This is a genomic window from Kitasatospora sp. MBT66, assembly GCF_000710405.2.
Classification (GTDB): Bacteria; Actinomycetota; Actinomycetes; order Streptomycetales; family Streptomycetaceae; genus Kitasatospora; species Kitasatospora purpeofusca.
Window position 1 is genome coordinate 24,404 of record NZ_JAIY01000012.1, and the last position, 24,278, is coordinate 48,681.

Genomic DNA, 24,278 nt, shown 5'->3' on the forward strand with positions numbered 1-24,278 from the left:
TGCCCGTGTCCCGGGCGCCGATGAGCGTCAGCGACGGACTCGCCTTCCGGGACGGGCTGTCCGCCTGGCGCGATCCGTCCTTCGACACCGGCCTCGCCCATGCCCTGCTGCCGACCGCCCCGACCGGCCTCGTCCGCGGCATCGCCCGCCCCGCCGTCGCGCAGCCCACCCACAGCAGTGGCGGCCCGCTGCTGCTCCGGGCGCTGCGCCCGTCCGACGCGGACGCCGCGCCGGACGCCGCGCTGCGGGCGGGGGCGGGTGCGGGTGCACCGCAGCCGGAGGCGCCTCCTGCACCGGGTTCGCCGGCCACCGGGCGGGCGCAGCCCAGTGGGTCGGGTGCGCGCGTGTCGGGTCCGCGCGCTTCGGGTCCGCGTGTGTCGGCTGCACGTGCTTCGACGAAGGGCGCTCCGCTGTCCGCACAGGCTGCGCCTGCGGTCAGCGCTGGCACCGACCGCTCGCGGGTCGACGAGGCCGGCGAGCGGCCGGGTCGGTCCGGCGGCCGGCCGGAGGCCCCCTCAAGGGCCGGGGCGACGGCCGGTGCACCCGGCACCCCTGGTCGCCCGCCCGCGCAGTCCGCGGCGGTACTCGGCGCGGATGGCGCTCCCGTCCTCCAGCGAGCCGAAGCGACCGCCGCCACCCCGACCACAGCCCCGGCCGGGACCGGGACCCGGACCGGCCGTACGTCGGCGTCGGCACGACTCCCGCTGGTCCGCCGCATCGCGGTGGTCCCCGGCGCCTCCGGCGAGGGCGCTCAAGGGGCAGCCCCCGCAGGCCGGCCCGTGCAGCGGACCGCCACCGGAGCCGGGTCCCTTCCCGCCTCCACCGGCCGCCGATCGGACCGGGAGGCATCCGCCGCCACCGGCCCCCGTCCCGGCCACTCCGGCGAAGGGGCGTCGGCGGACCGCGCCGAAGCGACACCCGCCGTGGTGCGGACGCGCCCTGTCGGCCGGTCACTGACCGTCGCCCGGGTACCCGCCGCACCCAGGCGCAGGGTGCCCGCCGTGCGCCCCGCCGTCCCCCCGGCACAGATCGGCGGATCTTCCCCCGACGCACCCGTACAGCGGGCGGCCGACCACGCGCCTCCTCTCGGCACCCCGCCGACCGAAGTCCCGGCGCCCGCCACGTCCTCGGACGTGGCCAGCCCCGACCACGCTCCGGCATCGGCATCGGCACCGGCACCGGCCATGCCTGTCGTCCAGCGGCAGGCGGAGACCGTCCTCGACCGGCCCGGCACTCCGGTGCGGGGCGCGGACGCGGCTCCCGTGCAGCGTGCGGCCGACCGTCCTGCCCCGGGCGCTCCGGCGTCCGAACTCCCGCCCTCCAGTGGCCCCTTGGCGTCGGGGGCGACCGCCCCCGCGTCAACCGCGCCCACGCTCCGGCACCGGGCGGCGACCATGGCCGACGCACCTGTGCAACGCGCGGCCGACCACCCCACTCTCGGCACACCCTCATTCGAACTCCCCACCACGGCAGCACCCCTGGGCGCAGATCCCACCACTCCCGCACCGCCCATGCCGATCGTCCAGCGCCCGGCCGACCACCCCACTCTCGGCGCACCAGCGACCGAACTCACTTCCACCGCAGCACCCTTGGGCGTAGATCCCACCCCTTCCAGGCCGGGCATGCCGATCGTCCAGCGGACGACGGAGGCCGCGACCGACGCGCCCGCGCAGCGCGCGGCCGATCACCCCACCCTGGGCGCACCCTCAACCGAACTCCCCACCACCGCAGCACCCCTGGGACCGGATCCCACCACCCCCGCACCACCCATGCCGATCGTCCAGCGCGCGACGGAGACCACAACCGACACGCCCGTGCAACACGCGGCCGGCCGGCCGACCCTCGGTCCGCCGCTGGCCGAACTCCCCGCCACCGCAGCACCCTTGGGTACCGGCGCGACCGTCCGGGCGCGGGGCGGCGGTTCCCCTTCCGCAGCTGCGCCCCCGGCGCCGACCCTGCCGGTCGTGCAGCGGCAGTCGGAGGCTCCGGCCGCCGAGGGCGGCCCTGGGCGGACGGCGCGCCGTCCTCGTGCCGGGTTGGGAGCCCCACTGCCCGCGATGCCGCCGACTGTCAGCCGTCCCGCGGCCCCGTTCACCGTCCAGCGCATGCCCGTGCCCGTGCCCGTGCCCCTGCCGGGAGCGGGACAGCACCCCGCGTCCCCGACCACCGCGTCCCGGCACGGCGGTCGCGCCGGAGTTCCCGCGCCGCCCGCAGGGGCCCGGACGAGCGGACCCGTCCCGCTCGTCCTCGCCGGCCGGTCCGGGGCCCCGGCACCGGCACCGGCACCGGCCGCTCCGCGCCGCAGCGTCCAACTGCTCTCGGCGCGGCCCCTGGCCCTCGGCAGCGGCCGGGACATGGGCAGCGCGACGGCCCCCGTTCCTTCCGCCCGCGCGGTGAGCCGCCCCGTGGTAGCGGCACGCTGGGCCTCCCCGCCCTCCACCGCCGTGGCGCAGCACGTCCAGCGAGCGCCCGGCACCCCCGGCCCGCACCCGGCGTCCGCGTCCGGCCCCCTTCGCCCGTCCGAACCCCTTCGTGGACCCGAAGCCCGCTATACCGACGGTCCCGGGCGCCCGTCAGGCCCGCTGCCCGTGACCGCCCCGCACGCGCCTCCACTGGTGGTCCGGCCTTCCCTGGCCACGTCCTCGGCTCGACCCGTACCCGTGGTGCCGCTGGTGCGGTCCAGGACACCGGCCCCCGGCAGCACGCCGGGAGTCCCCCAGGCATCGCCCCCGACCCCGTCCCCGCTCCCCGTACAACGCGACACCGGCAGCGTCCGGGGCACCGCACCGGCCACCACCGCCCCGGCCCCCGCCCCGCGCAGCACCGCCCCCGACACCAGCACCGCCACCACCCCGCGCAGCACCGCGGCGGACCAGCGGGTCACCACCGCCGACCGGACCGGCGGAAGTCCGCGTGACGCCGGAGCGCAGGGCGGCGACCTCGACCTGGAGGACCTGGCACGCCGCCTGCTCGACCCGGTCGCCCGCCTGCTGCGCGCCGAGCTGCGACGCGGCCGGGACCGCGCGGGCAGGACCTTCGACGGCCGCCGCTGAGCACCCGCACGAACGAGAAACGGACGACGGACCGATGACGGACAACATCTTCGCGACCAGCGTGTTCTTCCGGCTGGCGATCGGCGGCAACGACCTGGGCGCCTTCCACACCTGCTCCGGCATGGGCGCCGAGGTCGAGATGGAGAGCTACGCCGAGGGCGGCAACAACGGCTTCACCTGGCAGCTCCCGGGTCGCGTGACCTGGTCGAACATCACCCTCACCCGGCCGGTCACCGCCGACACGGCGAAGATCGGCCGCTGGCTGGACGAGACGCTGCGGCGGGTCGAACCGAAGGACGGCGAGATCGTGGCCCTGCGGCCCGATCTGAGCCGGATCATCAGCTGGCAGGTCTTCGGGATCGTCCCGGTCCGCTGGCAGGGTCCGTCCTTCGACCCCGCCAACTCGGCGGCCGCGGTGGAGACCCTGGAGATCGCCCACGCGGGGCTGCTCCCCGCCTGACCGTGCCACCACCGCCCCACCACCGACCCGCCCCACCACCGACCCGTCCGACGACCGCCGCACTCCCGCTCCGGAAGGAAGCCACGCCATGGCCTTCTCGGCACGCGCCAGCCGCGCCAGGGCCCAGCTCACCCTGAAAGAGCCCCCGGCCTCGGTCGGGGCCAAGCCCGGCGGGACGATCGCCCGGCTCGACCTCCAGTTCAACCCCTCGACCCTGCAGTTGGGCAAGACCACCGAGTGGCGACGCTCCCCGTCCCGGATGGCGGGGCAGTCGGCGCTGCCCGAGTTCGTGGGCAGCGGCCCGCGCACCCTGAGCCTGGAGGTCTTCCTGGACGCCACCGCGACCCATGACGACTCGGTGGAGCGGGCGGTCGAGAAGCTGATGAAGGCGTGCGTGCCGACCCCGGCCAGTCTCGGCCGCAAGAAGCCGGCGAGCCCCTGGGTGCGCTTCGAGTGGGGCAGCGCGCGGACCACCTCCTTCGACGGGGTGCTGTCGAACCTGTCGGTCTCGTACACCCTCTTCGACGTGGACGGCACACCGTTGCGGGCGACCTGCTCGCTGTCCATCGAGGAGGCGAGTGTCGAACCGCCCGGCCAGAACCCGACGTCGGGCGCGCGCACCGCGCGCAGCACGCACACCCTGGTGGCGGGCGACAGCCTGGCGATGCTGGCCTGGCGCGAGTACGGCGACGCGACGGCCTGGCGGGTCATCGCGGAGGCCAACGGGATCGACGACCCGATGGCGCTCGCGCCGGGCACCGAGTTGGTCGTGCCGGCCCTGCGGGACGACGACCACGCCCGAACGACCGCCGACGGGCACGCCTTCGACAACGGACCCGACAACGGTCTCGACAGCGGTCTCGACAACGGACGAAGCAGCGGACGAAGCAGCGGCAACGGGTTCGGCAACGGCAGCGGCGAGGGGGAACGGTGAGCGGGTTCGATTCCGGGGGCAGGTCCTTCGCGGCCGACCCGATCGTGGAGGCACCCGGCGAGCTGCCGCAGATCTGGGCGGCGCAGCTGGTCAGCTGCGTGGTCGACGAGAACGTGAGCCTGCCGGACGCCGCCGTGCTCACCTACCGCGACCCCGACCACGAGTTCCTGCGCGCCACCGGCATCACCATCGGCTCGCCGCTGCGCGTGTCGGTGACGACGGCGAAGGGACAGGCGCGGGAGCGGCTGTTCGACGGGGAGGTCACGGCCCTGGAGATCGACCGGGACAGCACCGGGTCGTTCACCGTCGTCCGCGCCTACTCCAAGGCCCACCGGCTCCAGCGCGGCCGCAAGGTCGTCGCGTACCGGAACATGACGGCCGCGGACATCGTCCGCAAGGTGGCCGCGGGCGCCGGCCTGGCCGTCGGGAGGGTGGAGGCCGCGCCGGTGACGTACCGGCAGCTGTCCCAGGCGAACGTCTCCGACTGGGACTTCCTGCAGTTCCTCGCGGGCGAGAGCGGTGCGCGGGTGCGCGTCGACGACAAGGGGGTGCTCCAGTTCACCAGGCCCGCGAAGGCGTCCGGGGCGCCCTCGCCCTCCACCTCGGCCGTGCTCGACCCGATGGTCCTGGAGTACGGACGCAACCTGCTGGCGCTGCGGGCCGCGCTGTCGGCCGCCGACGGCGCCTCGAAGGTGCAGGTGCGCGGCTGGGACGTCGCCACGAAGCGGCCGTTGGTCGCCGAGCAGCCGTCCGTGGTCAGCGACACCGTGGTGCCGGGGCTCGCTCCCGGGACGGCCGCCCGGTTCGGGAGGTCGGTCGTGGCCGTCACCGACACCCCCTACCGGACGCAGGCGGAGACGGCGGCGGTCGCCCGCGCGGCGGCCGCCCGGGTGAGCGCCGGCTTCGGCGACCTGGAGGCGGTGGCCGAGGGCAATCCGCTGCTGCGGGCGGGCAAACCGGTGGCGCTGGGCAACGTGGGACCGGCGTTCTCCGGCCGCTACACGGCGACGGCCGTGCAGCACGTGCTGGAGCCGCACGGCGGCTACCGCACCACCGTGTGGGTCGACGCCGGCCAGGACCGCTCCCTGCCCGGCCTGATGACGGGCGCCGACGCGCCGGGGCGCGGCCCGCGCATCCCCGGTCTGGCGATCGGCGTGGTGACGGACGTGCGCGAGCCGAACGGCTCCGAACGCGGCGCGGTGCGACTGACCTTCCCCTGGCTGGACGACACGTACGTCACCGACTGGGTGCGCACCGTCCAGTGGGGCGGCAAAGGCGGTGGCGGGGTGGTGAGTCCCGAGGTCAACGACGAGGTGCTGGTCGGGTTCGAGCAGGGCCTGCTGGACCGCCCGTACGTGATCGGCGGGCTCTACAACGGGGTGGACCAGCCCTCGCCGCACGAGGTGCCGCTGGTCGACGCGACCAGCGGCAAGGTCAACCGCCGTTCGGTGGCCTCGCGTTCGGGTCACCGCGTGGAGCTGCTGGACGCGCCGGCGCCGGGCCCCTCCGGGCTGCGGCTGGTGACCGGGGACGGGCGGCTGGAGGTCCGCCTGGACGACCGCCGGGACCGGATCGAGCTCACCGTGTACGCAGGACGGAACCGTCCGCTGACCTCCGTCCTGCTGGACCGGGACGGCATCACGCTCGACGCCCGGCGGGGCACCGTGAAGGTGACCGGCCGGCAGGTGGACATCGACGGCACGGCCGGGGTCAGCATCGGCGGCCGGTCGGTCCGGGTGTCCGGGACGGCGGACGTCTCCGTCGACGGCGGCCTGCTCGCCGTACTCAAGGGCCGTCTGGTCCGAATCAACTGACTCTACGTCAGCCACCTCTCGCCCCCGACCGTCCTCCCCTCTCCCCTTCTCCCGAGGAGCCCCCGATGTCAGCCGCAGCCCGTACCGGTGACCCCACCGACCACGGTGGCCGGATCGCGACCCCGCCGCCCGGCACCGCCGCGCAGGTCGCGACGGTGCTGATCGGCGGGCGGCCCGCCGCCGTGGTGGGCAGCCTGCACGTCTGCCCGGTACCGCCGCACGCGGCCCTGGGTCCGGGGAACGTGCTGCTGCCCAACCCGGCCGCGGTCACCGGGGGCGTGGTGCTGATCGGCGGACTGCCCGCCGCGCGGGCCCGCGACCGGGCGGCATGCGGCGCGACGGTCCTGACCGGTGCGCCCGACGTGCTGATCGGAGGACTGTGATGAGTGATCGGTTCATCGGCCGCGGCTGGGCGTTCCCGCTGCGGGTCGGGCCGACCGGCGGGATCGCCATGGTCGAGCGGGAGCGGGAACTGGAGGAGGCCATCCGCCTCGTGCTGGGCACCGCGCCCGGCGAGCGACCGATGCGGCCCGACTTCGGCTGCGGCATCCACGAGTACGTCTTCGCCCCCGGCGACGGCGTCACCGCCGGGCGGATCGCCCAGCAGGTGCGCGAGGCGCTGGAGCGCTGGGAGCCGCGGATCGCAGTGGACGAGGTCGTCGTGGCCTTCGACGCCGTGGAGACGGCCACCCTCTACATCGACGTGCGCTACACGGTGCGCACCACCAACGACCGGCGCAACCTGGTCTTCCCCTTCTACACGATCCCCTCCGAGGAGGGGATCGAGGAAACGGTCGCGGACTGATGGCCCTGCCCTCCCCCAACCTGGACGACCGACGGTTCCAGCAGCTCGTCGACGAGGCGAAGCGGTACGTGCAGCAGCGCGCCCCGGAGTGGACCGACCACAACGTCTCCGACCCGGGCGTCACCCTGATCGAGACGTTCGCCTACCTCGTGGACCAGCTGCTGTACCGGCTGAACCGGGTCCCGGACAAGAACTACCTGGCCTTCCTGGACCTGTTGGGCATCCGGCTGTACCCGCCGTCGGCGGCCGTCGCCGAGGTCGACTTCTGGCTGTCGGCGCCCCAGCCGGACACGGTGACGCTGCCCGCCGGCACCGAGGTGACGACCGCGGCCGGCGAGACCGAGGCGGCCGTGGTCTTCGCCACCACCGACGACCTGCGCATCGTGCCGAGCGAGCTGACCCGGCTGGTCACCGCGCCCCGCACCGGTGACCAGGCCGACCGGACGGGTGCGCTGGCCGAGGGCCGGGACATCCCGTGCTTCCAGGCCGCGCCCGAGCCCGGCGACGCGCTGCTGTTCGGCCTGCCGACGGCGGTGCCGCGCTGCGTGGTCGCGGTCCGCCTGGACAGCCGCGTCGAGGGCGTCGGCGTCGACCCGCGCCAGCCCCCGCTGGTGTGGGAGGCGTGGGACGGCGGCCGGTGGCAGCGCTGCGAGACCGGTTCCGACAGCACCGGCGGGCTGAACCGGCCCGGCGAGGTCATCGTGTACGTTCCGGCCGGACACACCGAGTCGCTGGTCAGCGGCACCAGGGCGGGCTGGCTGCGCTGCCGGGTCACCGAGGCGGAGCCGGGGCAGCCGTTCTACTCGGAGTCGCCGACGGTGCGCGAGGCCGCCGTCTTCACCGTCGGCGGCACGACGGCCGTGGAGCACGCCGAGCGGGTGAGCGACGTACCGCTCGGCGTGTCGGAGGGGGTGGCGGGGCAGTCCTTCCGGCTCGGCCGCCCGCCCGTACTGCTCGACGGGGAACCCCCGGTGGTGGAGGTGTCCTCGCCGGACGGGTGGCAGCGCTGGGAGGTGGTGGAGCACTTCGGGCGCTCGGGACCGGCCGACCGGCACGTCCGGGTGGACGCCACCACCGGCGAGTTCACGTTCCCGCCGGTGCTGCGCGAGGCCGACGGCACCCTGCGTCCGTGCGGGGCCGTACCGGCCAAGGGCGCCCGGATCCGGGTGGCCCGCTACCGCACCGGCGGCGGCCCGGCGGGCAACGTCTCCCGGGGCGCCGTGTCCGTCCTGCGCAGCTCCGTCCCGTACGTCGCCCGGGTCGTCAACCGGGAGGCGGCGCGCGGCGGTGTCGCCGGGGAGACCATCGACAACGCCAAGCTGCGGGCACCGGAGACGCTCCGCATGCAGGAGCGCGCGGTGACCGCCGAGGACTACGAGATCATCGCCCGGCAGGCGGCACCCTCCGTGCGCCGGGTCCGCTGCCTGCCCGACCGGGACGCGGGCGCGGGCGCGGTACGGGTCCTGGTGGTACCGGACGCGGTGGCCGACGAGGGCGGCCGGCTGCGCTTCGAGCAGCTGATCCCGTCCGACCAGGTCCTCGCCAGGATCACCGCGGCCCTCGACGAGCGGCGCCTGATCGGCACCCGGCTCCTCGTCGAGCCGCCGTTCTACCAGGGCGTCACCGTCGTCGCCCGGCTCTCGGCACCGGCCGCGGACGCCGACCGGGTGCGCGACGCGGCGCTCGACGCGCTCTACCGGCACCTCGACCCCCTGCGCGGCGGACCCGACGGAACGGGCCGGCCGTTCGGGCGGCCCGTGCAGTACGGGGAGGTGTTCGGGGTGCTGCAACGCGCCGTCGGGGACGTGGTGGTGGAGGAGATCCGGCTGTTCGCCGCCGATCCGGTCACGGGCCGGCGCGGCGCCCCGGTCGACCGGATCGACGTCGGCGCGGGCGCGCTGGGCTTCTCCTACCAGCATCAGGTGGTCGTGACCGCGCGGGAGCCGGAGGTGCGCGGATGAGCCGGGCCGCCGTCCCGGGCCTGCCCAGCCGGCACCCGATCGGCGAGCAGCTGCCCGCGCTGTACGCCGACGACGACTTCGCGCAACGGTTCACGGCGGGGCTGGACACGGTCCTGGCCCCGGTGTTCACCACCCTCGACAACCTGCCCTCGTACTTCGATCCGCGACTGGCCCCGGCCGACTTCCTGGCCTGGCTGGCCACCTGGGTGGGCGGCGCCGACGACCCGCACTGGCCGCTGGCGCTGCGCCGCGAGGCGGTGGCCGGCGCGGTGGAACTGCACCGCTGGAGCGGCACCCGGCGCGGCCTGGTCGAGGCCCTGCGCCTGGCGCTGGGGGTGTCCGCCGAGATCACCGGGGACGGCGGGGCCGCCTGGTCGAACACGGCCGGTGGCGCGCTGCCGCCCGCCCCGGCCGACGAGGTGCTCGTCCGGGTGTGGCCGCGGCACGGCGGAGCCGTGGACGCGGACCGGGTCTTGGCGCTGGTCCGGAGCCTGTGCCCGGTCCACACGAACTGCCGGGTGGAGGTCCTGACGGGACCGCCCACGAGCGAGGAGGGGCGACAGTGATGCGCGAGTGTCCCGCGTGCGGGGCGTCCAACGGCCCGACGGACGACTTCTGCGGCAACTGCGGCTCCTACCTGGGCTGGTCGGGCACCCCGGCTGCCCCGGCTGCCCCGGCCGCCGACCCGCCGGCCGAAGCCGCCGCACCCCGGCCCGCCGACCCCTCACCTCCCACCGAACCCCCACCCACCGAGCCCCCGCGCGCCTCCGCACTTCCTCTCCCCTCCCCTCCTCTCCCGTCCCCTCCTCTCCCGTCCCTTCCTCCACCCGACTCACCGCAGCCGGTGCGGCCGGCGAAGGCCGTCGCACCACGTCCCGTCGTCCGGCCGGTCCCGGTGGACGACGACGCCGCCGGAACGCCCTGCCCCTCCTGCGGCACACCCAACCCGCCCGACCGCCGCTTCTGCCGCCGCTGCGCGACCCCGCTCACGCCCACTACGGCCCCCCCGCCGCTCCCCTGGTGGCGGACGATCTGGCCGCTGCGCCGCCGCACCCGGGCCGGCTCCGGCCGGACAACGCGCTTCCTGGTGGTCCTGGCCGTGGTGCTGGCCCTGTGCGCGGGCGGCCTCCTGCTGCTGCCGGCCGGCCGGAACCTGATCGAGGACACCCGGGACAAGCTGGGCAAGAGCAAGCAGGTGACCCCGGTCCGCGTGGAGGCGAGCGCCGAGGTCCCCGGCCAACCGGCCGGCAACGCCACGGACGGGCTCAGCAACCGCTACTGGGGCGCACCGGGCCCCGGCGCCTCGATCACCTACACCTTCGCCAAACCCTTCCGCCTGGTGGCCGTGATCGTCACCAACGGCGCCTCGACCTCACCCGAGGACTACGCCCGCGAGGGCCGGGCACTGCGGATCGACCTGGAGGTGACGGCTTCGGACGGCCGGAAGTCGGTCAAGCAGCTGGTCCTGATCGACAAGCCCGGCCCGCAGACCTTCCCCACCGGCATCAGCGACGTCACCAGCATCCGCCTGACCCTCGAAGCCCCCGCGGGCCTGGACGGCGACCGCCATCTCGCCCTGGCCGAGCTGGAGTTCTTCCAACGGAGCTGAGTCCCCGCAGGCGCCGTACGCACGGGCCCCGGCGGGGACGTTCCCGTGCCGCCGGCACCGCCGGGGCCCGCACCCGGGCCCTGGCCCCCGCCGCCGTCGAGGCCCTGCCGCTCCGCGCGTGCCGTCAGGACGGCAGGGTCACCGACTGGGCGTGGTGGAAGACGTTCTTGTGGTCCCAGGTGTCCTTGGCCTTCTGCAGGCGGCGGTAGTTGGCCTTGTAGTAGAGGCGCTGGTAGGGCGGCTGCTTGTCGGCGGTGGTGCCCAGATCGACGTCCGGGTAGTTGACGTAGGCGCCGTCGGTGTCGGTGTCGATCTCCGGGATGCCGCCGGTCGCTCGGTAGGTGTCCCGGTAGAGGCCGCTCAGGTAGGCCAGGTGGGCGGCGTCGTCGGCCCGGTCGGTCCAGTAGGTCTGGTACTGGAGCTTCATGATCGAGTCCCGCTGCGGGACGGCGGTCTCGGCGGCGCCCCGGGTGTTCACCTGGCAGCCGTAGGAGTCGATCTGGACCAGCGTCTGGGTCAGGTCGAGGCCGTCGACGTCCTTGGTGAGCCAGGTCCACCAGGCGTCGATCTGGGTGGGGGTGAACGCCCTGCGGTGGTAGGCCGACTTGTACTTGCCGCGCTGGTTGGGGCCGGATCCGTTGAGCGTCATGGTCGCCTGGAACCACGGCAGTTGGCGGCGCTTGTCCGGGTAGGGCAGGTAGAGTCCGCCGACGCCGTTGGTCTGCGCCGTCGACTTGGCGCGCATCCCGCGCTCCACCCGGGCGAGGAAGGCGTCCAGCGGTGCCGGGTCCTCCTCGTCCCACTGGCTGAACAGGACGACGTTCCCGTTCGAGTGGTGGGTGAGGTGGAGGATGGAGAACAGTCCGCGGTACACCTTCTCCGCGGGGCCGCTGTGCTCGGCGAAGAACGCGCCGAAGTTGTCCAGCAGGGTGCGGAAGTCCTCCGGGTGCTTGAGCAGGTCCGCCCATTTCCAGGCGACGCTGCTGAGCCAGACCCGGGGCGGCGGCGCCGGCAGCGCGTGGGCGAAGTGGTAGCGCAGCACCACGCCGAAGTTCCCGCCGCCGCCCCCGGTGTGGGCCCAGAACAGCTCGTGCTCGGGCGAGCCGGGGGGATCGCCGCGGTGCGCCCGGGTCACCTCGACCACGCCGCCCCGGACCGTCGCCACGTCGACCTGGACCAAGTGGTCGACGGTCAGCCCGTGCCGGCGGGAGAGCAGCCCGTACCCGCCGCCGCAGATGTGGCCGCCGGCACCGACCGAATAGCAGGACCCGGCCGGAATGGTCACCCCGTACTCGCGGAAGAGGGTGGTGTACACGTCCCAGTTGGTGGCGCCGCCCTCGACGGAGTAGGTGGCGCCACCGTACTTGTCGGTACCCGCCCCGACCCCGCGCAGGGTGCTGAGATCGAGGATGACGCCCTTGTCGTTGTCGACGAAGCCCTCGTAGCAGTGGCCGCCCCCGCGCACCGTCGGCCGCAGTCCGCGGTCGAGCGCCGAGCGCAGCTCCGCCACCGCGTCGGCCTCGTTGCCGACCAGCCGGATGTACGCCGGGCGGCTGCGCCAGCGCTGGTTGAAGCCCTGGCTGAGCGTCTCGTAGCGGGAGTCCGGGGGGAAGACCGTCCAGCCCTCGGGCTGCTCGACGGGTTGGGCCGAGGCCTGGCCGGCGGCGCCGACGGCCAGGCCGAGCGAGGCGGCGGAGGCTCCGGCGGCGACCATTCCGGTGCTGCCGAGGAAGCCGCGGCGGGAGAATTCGTTTCGCATTCCTGAGGACCGTCTTTCCCGACTCCGACAGGTGGGCGGGCGAACGCTAGCAAGGAATGAAGATGGAATCCATTGTTCACAAATAAATGTGACCGTATGTAGACGAATTCTAGCCACGGGCGGGCAATTGCCCAGCGACACCTGCCCCTCCCACCCCCGGGGCGGCACCCGGCTCCCCCGGCCACCTGGGGCGGGACGCGGGTTTCCTGTCACCCGAAGAGGCGCTTGACGGGAGATCAGGTTAGGCGCCATATTACTTTCATGGCTCAGCAGCACCCGGCCGGCAACGGCGCACCCTCGCTCGACCAGGCCCGCCGACAGCTCTCCCGGTACGGCCTGAGCGCCGATCCGCAGGCGGTCCTGGTCGCGGCGCGACTGATGGCCGCCGGCGCCCGGCTCGGCCAGGCGGGCGAGGCCCACTTCGCCCGCTTCGGCCTGTCCACCGGGCGCTACCGGCTGCTGGCCGAGCTGGAGGACCACGGCGGCGAGAAATCGCCGTCGCAGCTGGCGGCGGCGCTCGGGGTCTCCCGCGCGACCGTGACCGGCCTGGTCGACGGGCTGGAGCGGGACGGCCTGGTCACACGGCGCCCGTCCGCCGAGGACGGGCGGGGCAATGTGGTGATACTGACCGCGCGGGGTGCCCAACGGCTGCGCGACATGGCACCCGAGCACTTCGACCGGATGCAGGCGATGGTGGCCGGCCTGTCCGTCGAGGAGCGGACGGTCTTCCTCGACCTGCTGGGCAGGCTGGTCGCGGGCATGTCCGCCCTGACCGACGACTGACCGACGACTGACGACTGACGGACGACCGGCAGAGGAGCGGCGGGCCCACCACGAGCCCTTCCACCACCTCATTGTTGGCCCACCGAACACCTATAATTAGCCTCCTAATCACTTGGACGACCCCATGCCCGGCAGAACCCAGCAGCGCCCCGACATCACCCCCGAGACCACTCCCGACACCGCTCCCGCCACCACCGCCGCCCCGCCCCGCTTCGTGCTCTGGCGCGAGGTCCTGATCGCCTACGCCGCGCCCGCCGTCATGGCTTCCGCCGGCGGCATCGCCACCGGCCAGTCGGAGCTCAGGATCGCGGCCCTCACCAGCATCGCCGGCACCTCGGCCCTGGTCGCCACCCTGGTCGGCCTCCGGCACCGGCGCCGGTCCGCCGACTCCTGGGCCACCCGCGGGCCGGTCCCGCTGCTCGCCCTCGCCTTCGGCCTCGGCTGCGCCGCGCTCGCCCTCGCCTTCGGCCTCGGCTGCGCCGCGCTCGCCCTCGGCGTCGGCCTGGCGGCCGCCGAGCTGCTGCCCCGGATACCGGCGCTGGCCGACAGCCCGTGGCCGGACCGGCTGCGGATCGACCTCCCGCTGTCGGCCGCGATCGCGGCGACCATGACCACCTGGCGCTGGCGGGCCTCCCTCCCCCGGCGCCGCCGCGCCCGCTGACCCGCACCCAGCACCAGCACCCCTACCGACCACCGACCACCGCACACCGCACACCGAAGGAGCAACACCCGCATGATCACCATCATGGGCGCGTCCGGCGCCACCGGCGGCGCCACCCTGCGCAGCCTCGCCGCCCTGGACGTCCCGGTCCGCGCCCTGAGCCGGAACCCCGACCGACTGCTGGCCGGACTCGACCCGCACACCCGCGGCCTGGTCGAGGTGACGGCCGCCGACGCCGGCGACCCCGCCTCGATGCGCGCCGCCCTCAAGGGGACGACGCAGCTCTTCCTGACCATGGAGAACAGTCCGCAGCAGGTCGAGCACGAGCTGCGCACCGTCGACCTGGCCGTGTCCTCGGGCGTGGAGCACGTCGTCAAGGTCTCCGCGCCGGCCGCCGAGCCCGACTCCCCGGTCGCCGTGTCCCGCGGCCACCACCTGATCGAGCAGCGGCTGCGGGCCCACGACATCACCACCACCGTGCTCCGCCCGTACGCGTTCATGCAGAAGCTGCTGCTGATCGCGCCCGGGGTCTCCGCCGCCGGGATGATATTCGGCGCGCTGGACGGCGCCCGCTGCAACTACATCGACTGCCGGGACATCGGCGACGTCGCCGCCGCGGTGCTCACCCGTCCCGGCACGGCCGGCGGCGACATCCCGCTGACCGGCGGCCGGGCGTACAGCCACCCGGAGCTCGCCGAGCTACTGGGCACGCTGCGTGGCCGGCCGGTGCGCTCCGTGAACCTGTCGCCCGCCGAACTGCACGCCCACCTGGTCGCCCGGGCCGGGATGCCGGACTGGCTGGCCGCCCACGTGGTCGAGATCCAGCGGCTCGCCGTGCTGCGTCCGGAGAGCCCCGACGATGCCGCCACCCGGCTGATCGGACGCGCCCCCCGTACCCTGGAAGCATTCCTCGGGGAGCACCTCGACCGGTTCAGCTGACCCGTCCGCACGGGTCCGCCACCTCCCGGACCCGGCTCCGACGGGCCCGCCGCCACCCCCGGCGGCGGGCCCGTCACCCCTCGGGGAACGCCCCCGTCACCCGCCGGGAGCGGCCCCGCCACCCCTGCGGAGCGGCTCCGCACCCCCGAGGAGCGGCCCCGGATGTGGCATGGGTCACGGTCGGAAATTCGACCTGACGGACCGTCAAAACGACTGACGCACCGTCACATCCGATCGAAGGAGCCTCAGTTGTGACCTGACGCGCCGTCAGATTCGGCCACTCAAGGGCCAGTTGGGCGGAGTGTCGGCCGGTGTGCGGTTCACCGGACCGGGCTACCATCGGTTGGGTTGTCCGCTCCGGCCCCGGAGTGGGATCACCCGGATCAGGCGAGTGCTCCCACCGCCCCCAAGGGCCGGAAGATCCATCGGGACGGGGCGAGACCTAGGAGCACACGCCACTGATGACAGCCGAACCCAGCCGGGACCCGGGCGCCGAGGCGCCCGCCGACGGCGGTACCACCGACCGGGACACCGCCGCCGAGAAGCAGGCCCACTACCCCGGCCGGCCGGCCCCCGCCCCGCGCACCCTGATCGACATCCTCGACGCGACCGCCCGGCAGTACCCCGCCGAGCCCGCCCTCGACGACGGCCGCACCGTGCTCGGCTACCGGGCCCTGGCCGCCGAGGTCGAGCAGCTCCGCCGCCGCCTCGCCGCCGCCGGCATCGGCCGCGGCGACCGGGTCGGCGTCCGGGTCCCCTCCGGCACCAACGACCTCTACGTCTCCGTGCTCGCTGTGCTCGCCGCCGGCGCCGCCTACGTCCCGGTGGACTTCGAGGACCCGGACGAGCGCGCCCAGCTGGTCTTCGAGGAGGCCGCCGTCGCGGCCGTGCTCGGCGCCGAGCGCGCGCTCACCCTCACCGGCGGGGCCGGCGAGCCGCTCGGGGCCCGCGAGCCGCTCGCCGACCGGACGCCCGACGGGCACCGCCCCACCCCCGCCGACGATGCCTGGATCATCTTCACCTCGGGCTCGACCGGCCGCCCCAAGGGCGTCGCCGTCACCCACCGCAACGCCGCCGCCTTCGTCGACGCCGAGGCCGCGCTCTTCCTCCAGGACGAGCCGATCGGCCCCGGCGACCGGGTGATGGCCGGACTGTCGGTCGCCTTCGACGCCTCCTGCGAGGAGATGTGGCTGGCCTGGCGGCACGGCGCCTGCCTGGTGCCCGTCCCCCGCTCCCAGGTGCGCAGCGGCGCCGACCTCGGCCCCTGGCTGGCCGAGCAGGAGATCACCGTGGTCTCCACCGTGCCGACGCTGGCCGCGCTCTGGCCGGCCGAGGCGCTGAACGAGGTCCGGCTGCTGATCTTCGGCGGCGAGGCCTGCCCGCCCGAGCTGGTGCAGCGCGTGGTCACCGAGGGCCGCGAGGTGTGGAACACCTACGGCCCCACCGAGGCCACCGTGGTCGCCTGCGGGGCGCTGCTGACGGGCGAGGGCCCGGTGCGGATCGGCCTGCCGCTGGACGGCTGGGACCTCGTCGTGGTCGACGAGGCCGGCGAGCCGGTCGCGCCCGGCGGGACCGGCCAGCTGGTGATCGGCGGCGTCGGCCTGGCCCGCTACCTGGACCCGGAGAAGGACGCCGAGAAGTACGCGCCGCTGCCCTCGATGGGCTGGGAGCGCGCCTACCGCAGCGGCGACCTGGTCCAGGCCGACCCGGAGGGCCTGCTGTTCCTGGGCCGCGCCGACGAGCAGATCAAGCTCGGCGGCCGCCGGATCGAGCTCGGCGAGGTGGACGCGGCGCTCCAGGCGCTGCCCGGCGTGGCCGGCGCGGCCGCGGCCGTGCGCACCGCGCGCGGCGGCAACCAGCTGCTGGTCGGCTACCTGGTGACCGGCGAGGGCTGGGACCGGGAGCAGGCGGTGCAGCGGCTGCGCGCCGAGCTGCCGGCCGCGCTCGTCCCGCTGCTGGCCCCGGTCGACACCCTGCCGACCCGCACCTCCGGCAAGGTGGACCGCAACGCGCTGCCCTGGCCGCTGCCCGACCTGGAGTCCACCGGGCCGACCGAGCAGCTGTACGGCACCGAGGCCTGGCTGGCCGAGCAGTGGACGGAGATCCTCGGGGTGCCGGTGAGCGGCTCCCGGGAGGACTTCTTCGCGATCGGCGGCGGCAGCCTGGCGGCCGCCCGGCTGACCACCCTGCTGCGCGTCCGCTACCCGAACGCGGCGGTCCTGGACATCTACCAGAACCCGACGCTGCGCAAGCTCGCCCGGCACCTGGAGCGCAGCTCGGTCGGCACCGGCGAAGCCCGGACCGTCGACCCGGTGCCGACCCGCGCCAAGCTGCTCCAGGTGCTCCTGCTGCTCCCGCTGTTCACCGTGGTCGGCCTGCGCTGGACGGCGGCGCTGCTGGCGCTCGGCAATCTGCTCTCGCACCTGGACGGCTTCGGCTGGGCGCCGACCGCCTCGTGGTGGGCGGTCGCGCCGCTCGCGGCGGTGCTCTTCACCCCGGCGGGCCGGCTGGCGATCGGGGCCGGCGGCGCGCGGCTGCTGCTGCGCGGTCTGCGGCCCGGCACCTACCCCCGCGGCGGCGGCGTCCACCTGCGGCTGTGGGCCGCCGAGCGGCTGGCCGAGGTGAGCGGCGCGACCTCGCTGTCCGGTGCCTGGCTGGTCCGCTACGCGCGGGCGCTCGGTGCCAAGGTCGGCGAGGAGGTCGACCTGCACGCGCTGCCGCCGGTCACCGGCATGCTCAAGCTGGGCCGGGGCTGCGCGGTGGAGGCCGAGGTGGACCTCAACGGCTACTGGGTGGACGGCGACCGGCTGGTGGTCGGCCCGCTCAAGGTGGGTTCGGGGGCCGTGGTCGGCACCCGTTCGACCCTGCTGCCGGGCGCCCGGATCGGCAAGCGGTCGCAGGTCGTGGCCGGCTCCAGCGTCACCGGTCATGTCCCGACCGGCCAGCGCTGGGGCGGCGCGCCCGCCGTCAAGCTGGGCCGGGCCGAGCGGACCTGGCCGAAGGAGCGCCCGGTGCGCCGGGCCCGCTGGTCGGCGCTGTTCGGTCTGAGCGGTACCGCGCTGAGCCTGCTGCCGCTGCTCCCGGCGCTGGCCGGCCTGGCGGTGCTGGTCCCGTTCGTCGACCCGGCGGACGGTCTGGGCGGCGCGCTCGGCGGCGCCCTGCTGGGCCTGCTGCCGGCCGTGCTGGCGTTCGGCGTGGTGTACGCGGCGCAGCTGGTCGCGGCGGTGCGGCTGCTGTCGATCGGCCTGGAGCCCGGTGTGCATCCGCTGTACGGCCGGGTCGGCTGGCAGGCCTGGACGGTCACCCAGCTGATGGACCAGGCCCGGGAGGTGCTGTTCCCGCTCTACGCGGGTCTGGTCACGCCGCTGTGGCTGCGGGCGCTGGGCATGCGGGTCGGGCGGCACGCGGAGGTGTCGACGGTGCTGGCGCTGCCGAGCCTGACCACGGTCGGCGACGGGGCGTTCCTGGCCGACGACACCCTGATGGCGCCGTACGAGCTGGGCGGCGGCTGGGTGCGGCTCGGTGAGGCGAAGGTCGGCGAGCGGGCGTTCCTCGGCAACTCGGGGATGACCGCGCCGGGCCGCTCGGTGCCCAAGCGCGGTCTGGTCGGCGTGCTGTCGGCGACGCCGGCGAAGGCGAAGAAGGGCGGCTCGTACCTGGGTATGCCGCCGGTGCGGCTGCCCCGCTCGGCCGACCGGGCGGACCAGAGCCTGACCTACGAGCCGCCGGTGCGGCTGCTGTGGGCGCGCGGGCTGGTCGAGGTGTGCCGGCTGGTGCCGGTGCTGGCCTCGGGCGCGCTGGGCCTGCTGACGCTGGCAGCCCTGTCCTGGCTGTCCGTGGCGTGGTCGCCGCTGGCGGCGGCGCTGCTGTCCGGTCCGGTACTGCTGGCCTCGGGCACGGTGGCGTGCGCGGTCGCGGTGGCGGCGAAGTGGCTGCTGGTCGGCCGGTTCCGGGCGGTGGAGCACCCGCTGTGGAGCGGTTTCGTGTGGCGCAACGAGCTGGCGGACACCTTCGTCGAGGTGCTGGCGGTGCCGTGGCTGGTGGGCGCGGTGCCGGGCACCCCGGTGCTGAACCTGTGGCTGCGGGCGCTCGGCGCGAAGGTCGGGCGCGGCGTGTGGTGCGAGAGCTACTGGCTGCCGGAGGCGGACCTGGTCACCCTCGGCGACGGGGTGTCGATCAACCGGGGCTGCGTGGTGCAGACCCACCTCTTCCACGACCGGATCATGCGGATGGATACTGTCGTCCTGCGCGAGGGCGCCACCCTGGGGCCCGGCGGCATCGTGCTGCCCGGCAGTACGGTGGGCGCGCGCAGCACGCTGGGTCCGGCCTCGCTGGTGATGCGTGCCGAGTCGGTGCCCGCCGACTCCAGGTGGCTCGGCAACCCGATCGAGGTGTGGCAGGCCACGTCCTGACCGCCGTCCCGGGGGGCCGGCCGGGGTTCGCCCCGTCCGGCCCCTCGGGCGTCCGGTCGGCGCCCGCCGCAGTCCCCGTCCCTGTCCGTCCCCCGTCCCCGTCCACCCCCTGTTCCGTCCACCCCGTGTTCCAGGAGCGTACGACCCGGTGAACCACCGCCCGGCGCAGTCCCCGCAGCCCTCGCAGCCCCCGCAGCCCGTCGCCCTGCCGGACCCGTACTTCCCGGGCAGCGGCGATCCCCGCTACCGGGTCCACCGGTACGAGCTGGCGCTGGACTACCGGCCCGGCCCCAACCGGCTGGGCGGTACGGCCCGGCTGAGCGCCGTCGCTTCCACCGCGCTGAGCGAGTTCGCGCTGGACCTGGCGGACTTCCGGATCGGCCGGGTGCTGGTGGACGGGAAGCCGGCCCGGTACACGCACCGGGCGGGCAAGCTGCGGGTGCGCCCGGCGAAGGCCCTGTCGGCGGGCGCGGCCTTCACCGTGGAGGTGCACTACACCGGCAACCCCCGGCCGGTCCGCAGCCCCTGGGGCGGCCTGGGCTGGGAGGAGCTGACCGACGGCGCGCTGGTGGCGAGCCAGCCGGTCGGGGCGCCGTCCTGGTTCCCGTGCAACGACCGGCCGGCGGACAAGGCCACGTACCAGATAGCGGTCACCACGCCGTCCCCGTACACCGTGGTGGTGGGCGGCCGGCTGCTGACCCGCACCACCCGCTCGTCCAGCACCACCTGGGTGTACGAGCAGTCCGCGCCGACCTCGACGTACCTGGTGACGGTCTCGATCGGCCCGTACCGGCCGGTGCCGCTGGCCGAGCACCCGGAGGTGCCGCAGACCGGTTACGTGCCGGAGCGGCTGGCCGGGGCGTTCGCGGCGGACTTCGGGCGGCAGCCCAGGATGATGGCCTACTTCGGCGAGGTGTTCGGCCCGTACCCGTTCGGCGAGTACACGGTGGTGGTCGCCGACGAGGAGCTGGACGTGCCGGTGGAGGCGCAGGGGGTGGCGACCTTCGGCACCAACCACCTGGGCGGCGGCTGGGACCGGGAGCGGCTGATCGCCCACGAGCTGGCGCACCAGTGGTTCGGCAACAGCGTCTCGATCGGGGACTGGAGCCACATCTGGCTGAACGAGGGGCTGGCCAAGTACGCCGAGTGGCTCTGGTCGGAGCGTTCGGGCGGGCCGACGGCGGCCGCGCGGGCCCTGTACGCGCACCGGCTGCTGGCCGGGCTGCCGCAGGACCTCCGGCTGGCCGACCCGGGCCGCAAGCTGATGTTCGACGACCGGCTGTACCAGCGCGGCGGTCTGGTGGTGCACGCGCTGCGGCTGACGCTCGGGGACACCGCGTTCTTCCGGATGCTGAAGGACTGGGCGGCGTTCCACCGCCACGGGGTGGTCACCACGGCGGACTTCACCGCGCACGCCGCCCGGTACGCGCGGACGCCGCTGGAGGGCCTGTTCGACGCCTGGCTGTGGCGGCCCGAGCTGCCGCCGCTGCCGGCCGGCTGAGGCCGACGCGGTCCCTCGCCGTCACGGTGACCGCGCCGACCGTCCCCGGGCTCAGGCCAGCTCGGGGACGGTGCGGTGCAGGCCCTTGCGGTCGTAGTAGCGGGTCATCGCGAAGCCGAAGAGCAGCGCCGCGACGGTGCCGATGGCGATCCAGACCCAGGCCCGGGTGAGGCCGGCGTCCGCCTGCGCGTCGAAGAACAGGATCGCCCGCACGCCGTCGGTGAGCTGGCGCATCGGTTCGAAGAGCGAGAGGAACCGGTAGAACGACGGCAGGGCGTCCAGCGGGATCGTCGCGCCGGAGGACGGCAGGCCCAGCACGATGAAGACGAACATGCTGATCAGCAGGCCGAGGCCGCCGAAGGCCGCGTTGATCGCCTGGACGCCGAGGCCGACCGCGCTGCTGGCGCAGACCGAGAAGATCCACAGCAGCGGCAGGTGGTCGGCGTCCATGTCGAGGATCACCGCCGCCGCCAGCATGATCAGCGAGGAGGTCAGCAGCGACAGGCCCACCGACATCGCGCACTTGACGGCGAGGGTACTGGTGCGGCTGATCGGCACCACCGGGTGGCGGGCGCGCCAGGGGCCGACCTCGTTGTCCGCGTAGCCGAGCGCGACGTCGACGCCGTTGCCGATGATGTTGGCGCCGAAGAAGCCCGCCAGCACGAGCAGCAGGGTGTAGTAGAACGCGGACAGCCCGAGTCCGCTGCGGTTGCCGATCGGGTGGCCGACGGTGGTGCTGAGGGCGATCGGATCGGCGATCAGCAGCCGGGCCGCGTCGCCCGCGCCCCGGGCCTGCGGCAGCGCGGCGAGTTTCGCGCCGAGGGCCAGCGAGGCCTGGTGGACGGCCTGCTGGCCGATCTGGGCGGCCAGCGAGGAGCCCAGACTGCCGACGCCCGGGTTGGTGTACTGGAGCACGGTGGGGCGCGCGGGCCGCTCGCTGGCGCCCCCGAGGGCGGCGACGGTGGCGGTGAACTCGGGCGGCACCTGGAGCGCCCCGTAGATCTTGCCGGAGGCCAGCTGCTCCTTCGCCGTCGCCTCGTCGAGCTGCCGCCAGGCCACCGCGTCGCCCTGGCCGGGGGCGGTGGCGATCCCGGTGAGGACCTGTTCGCCGAGGTTCTGCTGCTGTCCGGCGACGGTGGCACCGCGGTCGGTGTTCACCAGCGCGATCGGCAGATCGTGCAGGTCGCCGCGGGGGTCGAGGATGCCGCCGAGGTAGAGCAGCGACATCAGCAGGCTGAGCAGGCCGACCAGGACGCCGGGGACCACCCAGATCCGGGGGTTGCGGAGCACCCGGCGCGCCTTGACGCCGGCGGGCGGTTCGGGCCGGCGCGGCTCGGGCAGGGTCGGCTCGGGCTGGGAGGGCATGACGCTCCGTAAGGTGGTCGGCGGTCAGACGGACCCTAGGAGCCGGGCCCGGACGGGTCGTGGTGCCACGCCGCCGGGTCACCCGGGCGCCCGTACGGTCCGCGCGAAAATGGGTGGAGGACCGAACGTGATCGAACTAGGTTGAGGCGGCGGCGCCATGGCACCGCGGGCCGAATCCCCTGAATCCCCCGAAACCGTCGCAGAGGACCAGATGACCGACCTGTCCGACGAACTGCTCCCCACCACCCGCCGCGCGCTGCTGCACCGCCTGGCCGTCGCCCAGTCCGAGGGCCGCACCCCCTCGATGGTCGCCGGTGTGCTCCGGGACGGGCGGCTGGTCTGGAGCGGCGCCCGCAGCATGGTCGACGGCCACGCGCCGACCACCGACGTCCAGTACCGGATCGGCTCGATCACCAAGACCTTCGTCGCCGTGCTCGTGCTGCGACTGCGGGACGAGGGCCTGCTCGACCTCGCCGACCCGCTGGGGCGCCACCTGCCGGGCACGCCCGCCGACGGCGCCACCGTCGCCCAGCTGCTCTCGCACTCGGCCGGCCTCGCCTCCGAGACCCCGGGCCCCTGGTGGGAGCGGACCGACGGCGCGCTGCGCCCCGACCTCGCCGACATCCTGGAGGCTGAGCGGCCGCTGCGGCACCCGGCCGGGCGGGTCCACCACTACTCCAACCCCACCTACGCGCTGCTCGGCGCACTGGTCGAGCGCCTGCGCGGCGAGCCCTGGGGCGAGGTGCTGCGCCGCGAGGTCCTGGCGCCGCTCGGCATGGACCGCACCGGGCTGCTGCCCGAGCACCCGCACGCGGGCGGCTTCGCCGTCCACCCGTGGGCCGATGTGCTGCTGCCCGAGCCGCTCACCGACACCGGCCTGATGGCCCCGGCGGGCCAGCTCTGGTCCACCGTCGCCGACCTCGCCAAGTGGGCCGCCTTCCTGGCCTCCGGCCACGAGCAGGTGCTGTCCGCCGACACCGTGGCCGAGATGCGCCGCCCCGCCGTCGCCCCCGAGCCCGGCGACTGGAGCGAGACGTACAGCCTCGGCCTCCAGCTGGTCCAGCACGACGGCCGGATCCTGCACGGGCACTCCGGCTCGATGCCGGGCTTCACCGCCGGGCTGTGGGTGAGCGAGACGGACGGCCTGGCCGCGATCGTCTTCGCCAACTCCACCAGCGGCCCGCGCACCGCGCACGTCGCCGCCGAGCTGCTGGCGCTCACCGCGCAGCACGAGCCGCGGATCCCCGAGCCCTGGCGCCCGCTGGCCGAGTTCGACGAGCAGCTGCTGGCCCTGACCGGCCCCTGGTACTGGGGCGCCGCGCCGCACAGCCTGCGACTCACGGCGGACCGGGGGCTGGAGCTGTCGGTGCTCGGCCGGGCCGGCCGGGCCGGGCGCTTCCGGGCCGAGGCGGACGGCACCTGGACCGGCCTGGACGACTACTACGCGGGCGAGACGCTGCGGGTGGTGCGGGCCGACGACGGCTCGGTGAGCCATCTGGACATCGGCTCCTTCGTGTTCACCCGCGAGCCGTACGGGCCCGCCGGGGCCGTCCCGGGCGGCGTCGACCCGCAGGGGTGGCGGGTGTACTGAGCCCCGCCCTCCCCACCGTTCGAGCTCCGCTGCGCCCGCCGCGCCCGCCGGACAGTCTCCGCCCTCCTAACCGCCCCCGCCCGCGCCCGGCGCCGGGGTGGGGACGACGGCGGGGCGCGGCGGGTACCCGCCGCTGCGCAGCGCGTGCACGGCGCGCGCCACGTACCCGGCGAGCAGCAGCCCGCCCGCCATCGCGCCCGAGGCGTAGGTGTCCGCCGCCTGCGCCTCGGCCCACCCCAGGGTCGCGCCCAGCACCAGGTACGGCGCCATCGCGACCGCCAGTGCCACGGCCAGCGCCACCAGCGCCGCCCTCGGCCGCCGGTCGTCCTCCCAGCAGCGCTCGCCGACCAGGTGCAGGGCGACGGCCATCGCCACCACCAGGCACCACCACGGCGAGGGCGCCAGCCCCACCGCCCGCGCCAGTACGTACACGACGGTGAGTCCGCCCGTCGCCGCCGCCTGGCACACCAATACGTCTGTCATGTCGCTGGCAAAGGTCCGCCAGAGTCCCGCCCCCGGATTCCACCCCATGCAGCGGAGGATAGGGCGGCGCCGCGGTGCCCAACAGGTGTCCCGCACACGTCGGGTGGTCGCATTCAGCAGGTGCACATCTGCGCTCCGCCGAACGGCA

17 protein-coding genes and 1 pseudogene are annotated in these 24,278 nt (G+C 75.0%); 15 read left to right on the plus strand and 3 right to left on the minus strand.

Annotated elements, in window-relative coordinates:
- Positions 1-2,672: 2,672 nt before the first annotated feature.
- From BI06_RS48675 to BI06_RS32580, 9 genes and pseudogenes are all read left to right on the plus strand, one after another.
- Positions 2,673-3,053, plus strand: a complete 381-nt coding sequence (locus BI06_RS48675) for a hypothetical protein (RefSeq protein ID WP_149030557.1) — start codon at positions 2,673-2,675, stop codon at positions 3,051-3,053.
- A 34-nt stretch (positions 3,054-3,087) separates the two neighbouring features.
- Complete coding sequence (locus tag BI06_RS32545; RefSeq protein ID WP_030394849.1) at positions 3,088-3,513, plus strand: phage tail protein; 426 nt, start codon at positions 3,088-3,090, stop codon at positions 3,511-3,513.
- A gap of 88 nt (positions 3,514-3,601) precedes the next feature.
- Positions 3,602-4,300, plus strand: a pseudogene (locus BI06_RS32550) (LysM peptidoglycan-binding domain-containing protein); the annotation flags it as partial.
- A gap of 143 nt (positions 4,301-4,443) precedes the next feature.
- Positions 4,444-6,261 carry a VgrG-related protein gene (locus BI06_RS32555; protein WP_043474360.1) on the plus strand — a complete coding sequence of 606 codons (1,818 nt, stop codon included), beginning with the start codon at positions 4,444-4,446 and terminating at the stop codon, positions 6,259-6,261.
- Between the two features lie 65 nt (positions 6,262-6,326).
- Positions 6,327-6,644 carry a PAAR domain-containing protein gene (locus BI06_RS32560; protein WP_043474362.1) on the plus strand — a complete coding sequence of 106 codons (318 nt, stop codon included), beginning with the start codon at positions 6,327-6,329 and terminating at the stop codon, positions 6,642-6,644.
- Positions 6,644-7,066, plus strand: a complete 423-nt coding sequence (locus tag BI06_RS32565; protein WP_043474363.1) for a GPW/gp25 family protein — start codon at positions 6,644-6,646, stop codon at positions 7,064-7,066. The genes BI06_RS32560 and BI06_RS32565 overlap by 1 nt, the downstream gene beginning before the upstream one ends.
- Entirely contained in the window at positions 7,066-9,027 is a 1,962-nt protein-coding gene (locus tag BI06_RS32570) for a putative baseplate assembly protein (RefSeq protein WP_043474366.1), read from the plus strand. Before BI06_RS32565 ends, BI06_RS32570 begins: the two co-directional genes overlap by 1 nt.
- Positions 9,024-9,593, plus strand: a complete 570-nt coding sequence (locus tag BI06_RS32575) for a phage tail protein (protein ID WP_043474368.1) — start codon at positions 9,024-9,026, stop codon at positions 9,591-9,593. The genes BI06_RS32570 and BI06_RS32575 overlap by 4 nt, the downstream gene beginning before the upstream one ends.
- 329 nt (positions 9,594-9,922) lie before the next feature.
- Positions 9,923-10,636, plus strand: coding sequence for a zinc-ribbon domain-containing protein (locus BI06_RS32580; protein ID WP_369826286.1), 714 nt, complete (start codon positions 9,923-9,925; stop codon positions 10,634-10,636).
- A gap of 124 nt (positions 10,637-10,760) precedes the next feature.
- Here BI06_RS32580 and BI06_RS32585 read toward each other — a convergent pair whose 3' ends face one another.
- Positions 10,761-12,395 (minus strand): FAD-binding oxidoreductase, encoded by a 1,635-nt coding sequence (locus tag BI06_RS32585; RefSeq protein WP_043474374.1) that lies wholly within the window; start codon positions 12,393-12,395, stop codon positions 10,761-10,763.
- 261 nt (positions 12,396-12,656) lie between these two features.
- On the opposite strand from BI06_RS32585, the gene BI06_RS32590 reads away from it, so the two are divergent.
- The 5 genes from BI06_RS32590 (at position 12,657) to BI06_RS32610 (ending at position 20,691) form a co-directional block, all read left to right on the plus strand.
- A complete protein-coding gene (locus BI06_RS32590; RefSeq protein WP_043474376.1) occupies positions 12,657-13,178 on the plus strand; it encodes a MarR family winged helix-turn-helix transcriptional regulator in 522 nt (173 codons plus the stop codon).
- Between the two features lie 124 nt (positions 13,179-13,302).
- Positions 13,303-13,839, plus strand: a complete 537-nt coding sequence (locus BI06_RS32595) for a hypothetical protein (protein WP_082558848.1) — start codon at positions 13,303-13,305, stop codon at positions 13,837-13,839.
- Between the two features lie 72 nt (positions 13,840-13,911).
- Complete coding sequence (locus BI06_RS32600; protein WP_043474379.1) at positions 13,912-14,778, plus strand: NmrA family NAD(P)-binding protein; 867 nt, start codon at positions 13,912-13,914, stop codon at positions 14,776-14,778.
- 461 nt (positions 14,779-15,239) lie between these two features.
- Entirely contained in the window at positions 15,240-19,190 is a 3,951-nt protein-coding gene (locus BI06_RS32605; protein ID WP_043474381.1) for a Pls/PosA family non-ribosomal peptide synthetase, read from the plus strand.
- 148 nt (positions 19,191-19,338) lie between these two features.
- Positions 19,339-20,691: a M1 family metallopeptidase gene (locus BI06_RS32610; protein WP_082558849.1), complete on the plus strand. Its 1,353-nt coding sequence runs from the start codon at positions 19,339-19,341 to the stop codon at positions 20,689-20,691.
- Positions 20,692-20,742: 51 nt separating this feature from the next.
- On the opposite strand, the gene BI06_RS32615 is transcribed toward BI06_RS32610, so the two are convergent.
- On the minus strand, positions 20,743-22,056 hold the full coding sequence (locus BI06_RS32615) for a YhgE/Pip domain-containing protein (RefSeq protein ID WP_030394820.1): 1,314 nt from the start codon (positions 22,054-22,056) through the stop codon (positions 20,743-20,745).
- A gap of 211 nt (positions 22,057-22,267) precedes the next feature.
- Here BI06_RS32615 and BI06_RS32620 point away from each other — a divergent pair, with 211 nt between their 5' ends.
- Positions 22,268-23,647, plus strand: a complete 1,380-nt coding sequence (locus BI06_RS32620; RefSeq protein ID WP_043474383.1) for a serine hydrolase — start codon at positions 22,268-22,270, stop codon at positions 23,645-23,647.
- Between the two features lie 66 nt (positions 23,648-23,713).
- Here BI06_RS32620 and BI06_RS32625 read toward each other — a convergent pair whose 3' ends face one another.
- The gene (locus BI06_RS32625) at positions 23,714-24,130 is read right to left on the minus strand and encodes a hypothetical protein (RefSeq protein ID WP_149030558.1); all 417 of its coding nucleotides are present in this window, start codon (positions 24,128-24,130) and stop codon (positions 23,714-23,716) included.
- Positions 24,131-24,278: the final 148 nt, after the last annotated feature.

What these genes read in the sequence shown, in the direction of transcription:
- BI06_RS32545 (WP_030394849.1), top strand. Translation starts at nt 3,088, where the DNA reads ATGACGGACAACATCTTCGCGACCAGCGTGTTCTTCCGGCTGGCGATC.
- BI06_RS32560 (WP_043474362.1), top strand. Translation starts at nt 6,327, where the DNA reads ATGTCAGCCGCAGCCCGTACCGGTGACCCCACCGACCACGGTGGCCGG.
- BI06_RS32565 (WP_043474363.1), top strand. Translation starts at nt 6,644, where the DNA reads ATGAGTGATCGGTTCATCGGCCGCGGCTGGGCGTTCCCGCTGCGGGTC.
- BI06_RS32570 (WP_043474366.1), top strand. Translation starts at nt 7,066, where the DNA reads ATGGCCCTGCCCTCCCCCAACCTGGACGACCGACGGTTCCAGCAGCTC.
- BI06_RS32575 (WP_043474368.1), top strand. Translation starts at nt 9,024, where the DNA reads ATGAGCCGGGCCGCCGTCCCGGGCCTGCCCAGCCGGCACCCGATCGGC.
- BI06_RS32585 (WP_043474374.1), bottom strand. Translation starts at nt 12,395, where the DNA reads ATGCGAAACGAATTCTCCCGCCGCGGCTTCCTCGGCAGCACCGGAATG.
- BI06_RS32590 (WP_043474376.1), top strand. Translation starts at nt 12,657, where the DNA reads ATGGCTCAGCAGCACCCGGCCGGCAACGGCGCACCCTCGCTCGACCAG.
- BI06_RS32595 (WP_082558848.1), top strand. Translation starts at nt 13,303, where the DNA reads ATGCCCGGCAGAACCCAGCAGCGCCCCGACATCACCCCCGAGACCACT.
- BI06_RS32600 (WP_043474379.1), top strand. Translation starts at nt 13,912, where the DNA reads ATGATCACCATCATGGGCGCGTCCGGCGCCACCGGCGGCGCCACCCTG.
- BI06_RS32605 (WP_043474381.1), top strand. Translation starts at nt 15,240, where the DNA reads ATGACAGCCGAACCCAGCCGGGACCCGGGCGCCGAGGCGCCCGCCGAC.
- BI06_RS32615 (WP_030394820.1), bottom strand. Translation starts at nt 22,056, where the DNA reads ATGCCCTCCCAGCCCGAGCCGACCCTGCCCGAGCCGCGCCGGCCCGAA.
- BI06_RS32620 (WP_043474383.1), top strand. Translation starts at nt 22,268, where the DNA reads ATGACCGACCTGTCCGACGAACTGCTCCCCACCACCCGCCGCGCGCTG.
- BI06_RS32625 (WP_149030558.1), bottom strand. Translation starts at nt 24,130, where the DNA reads ATGACAGACGTATTGGTGTGCCAGGCGGCGGCGACGGGCGGACTCACC.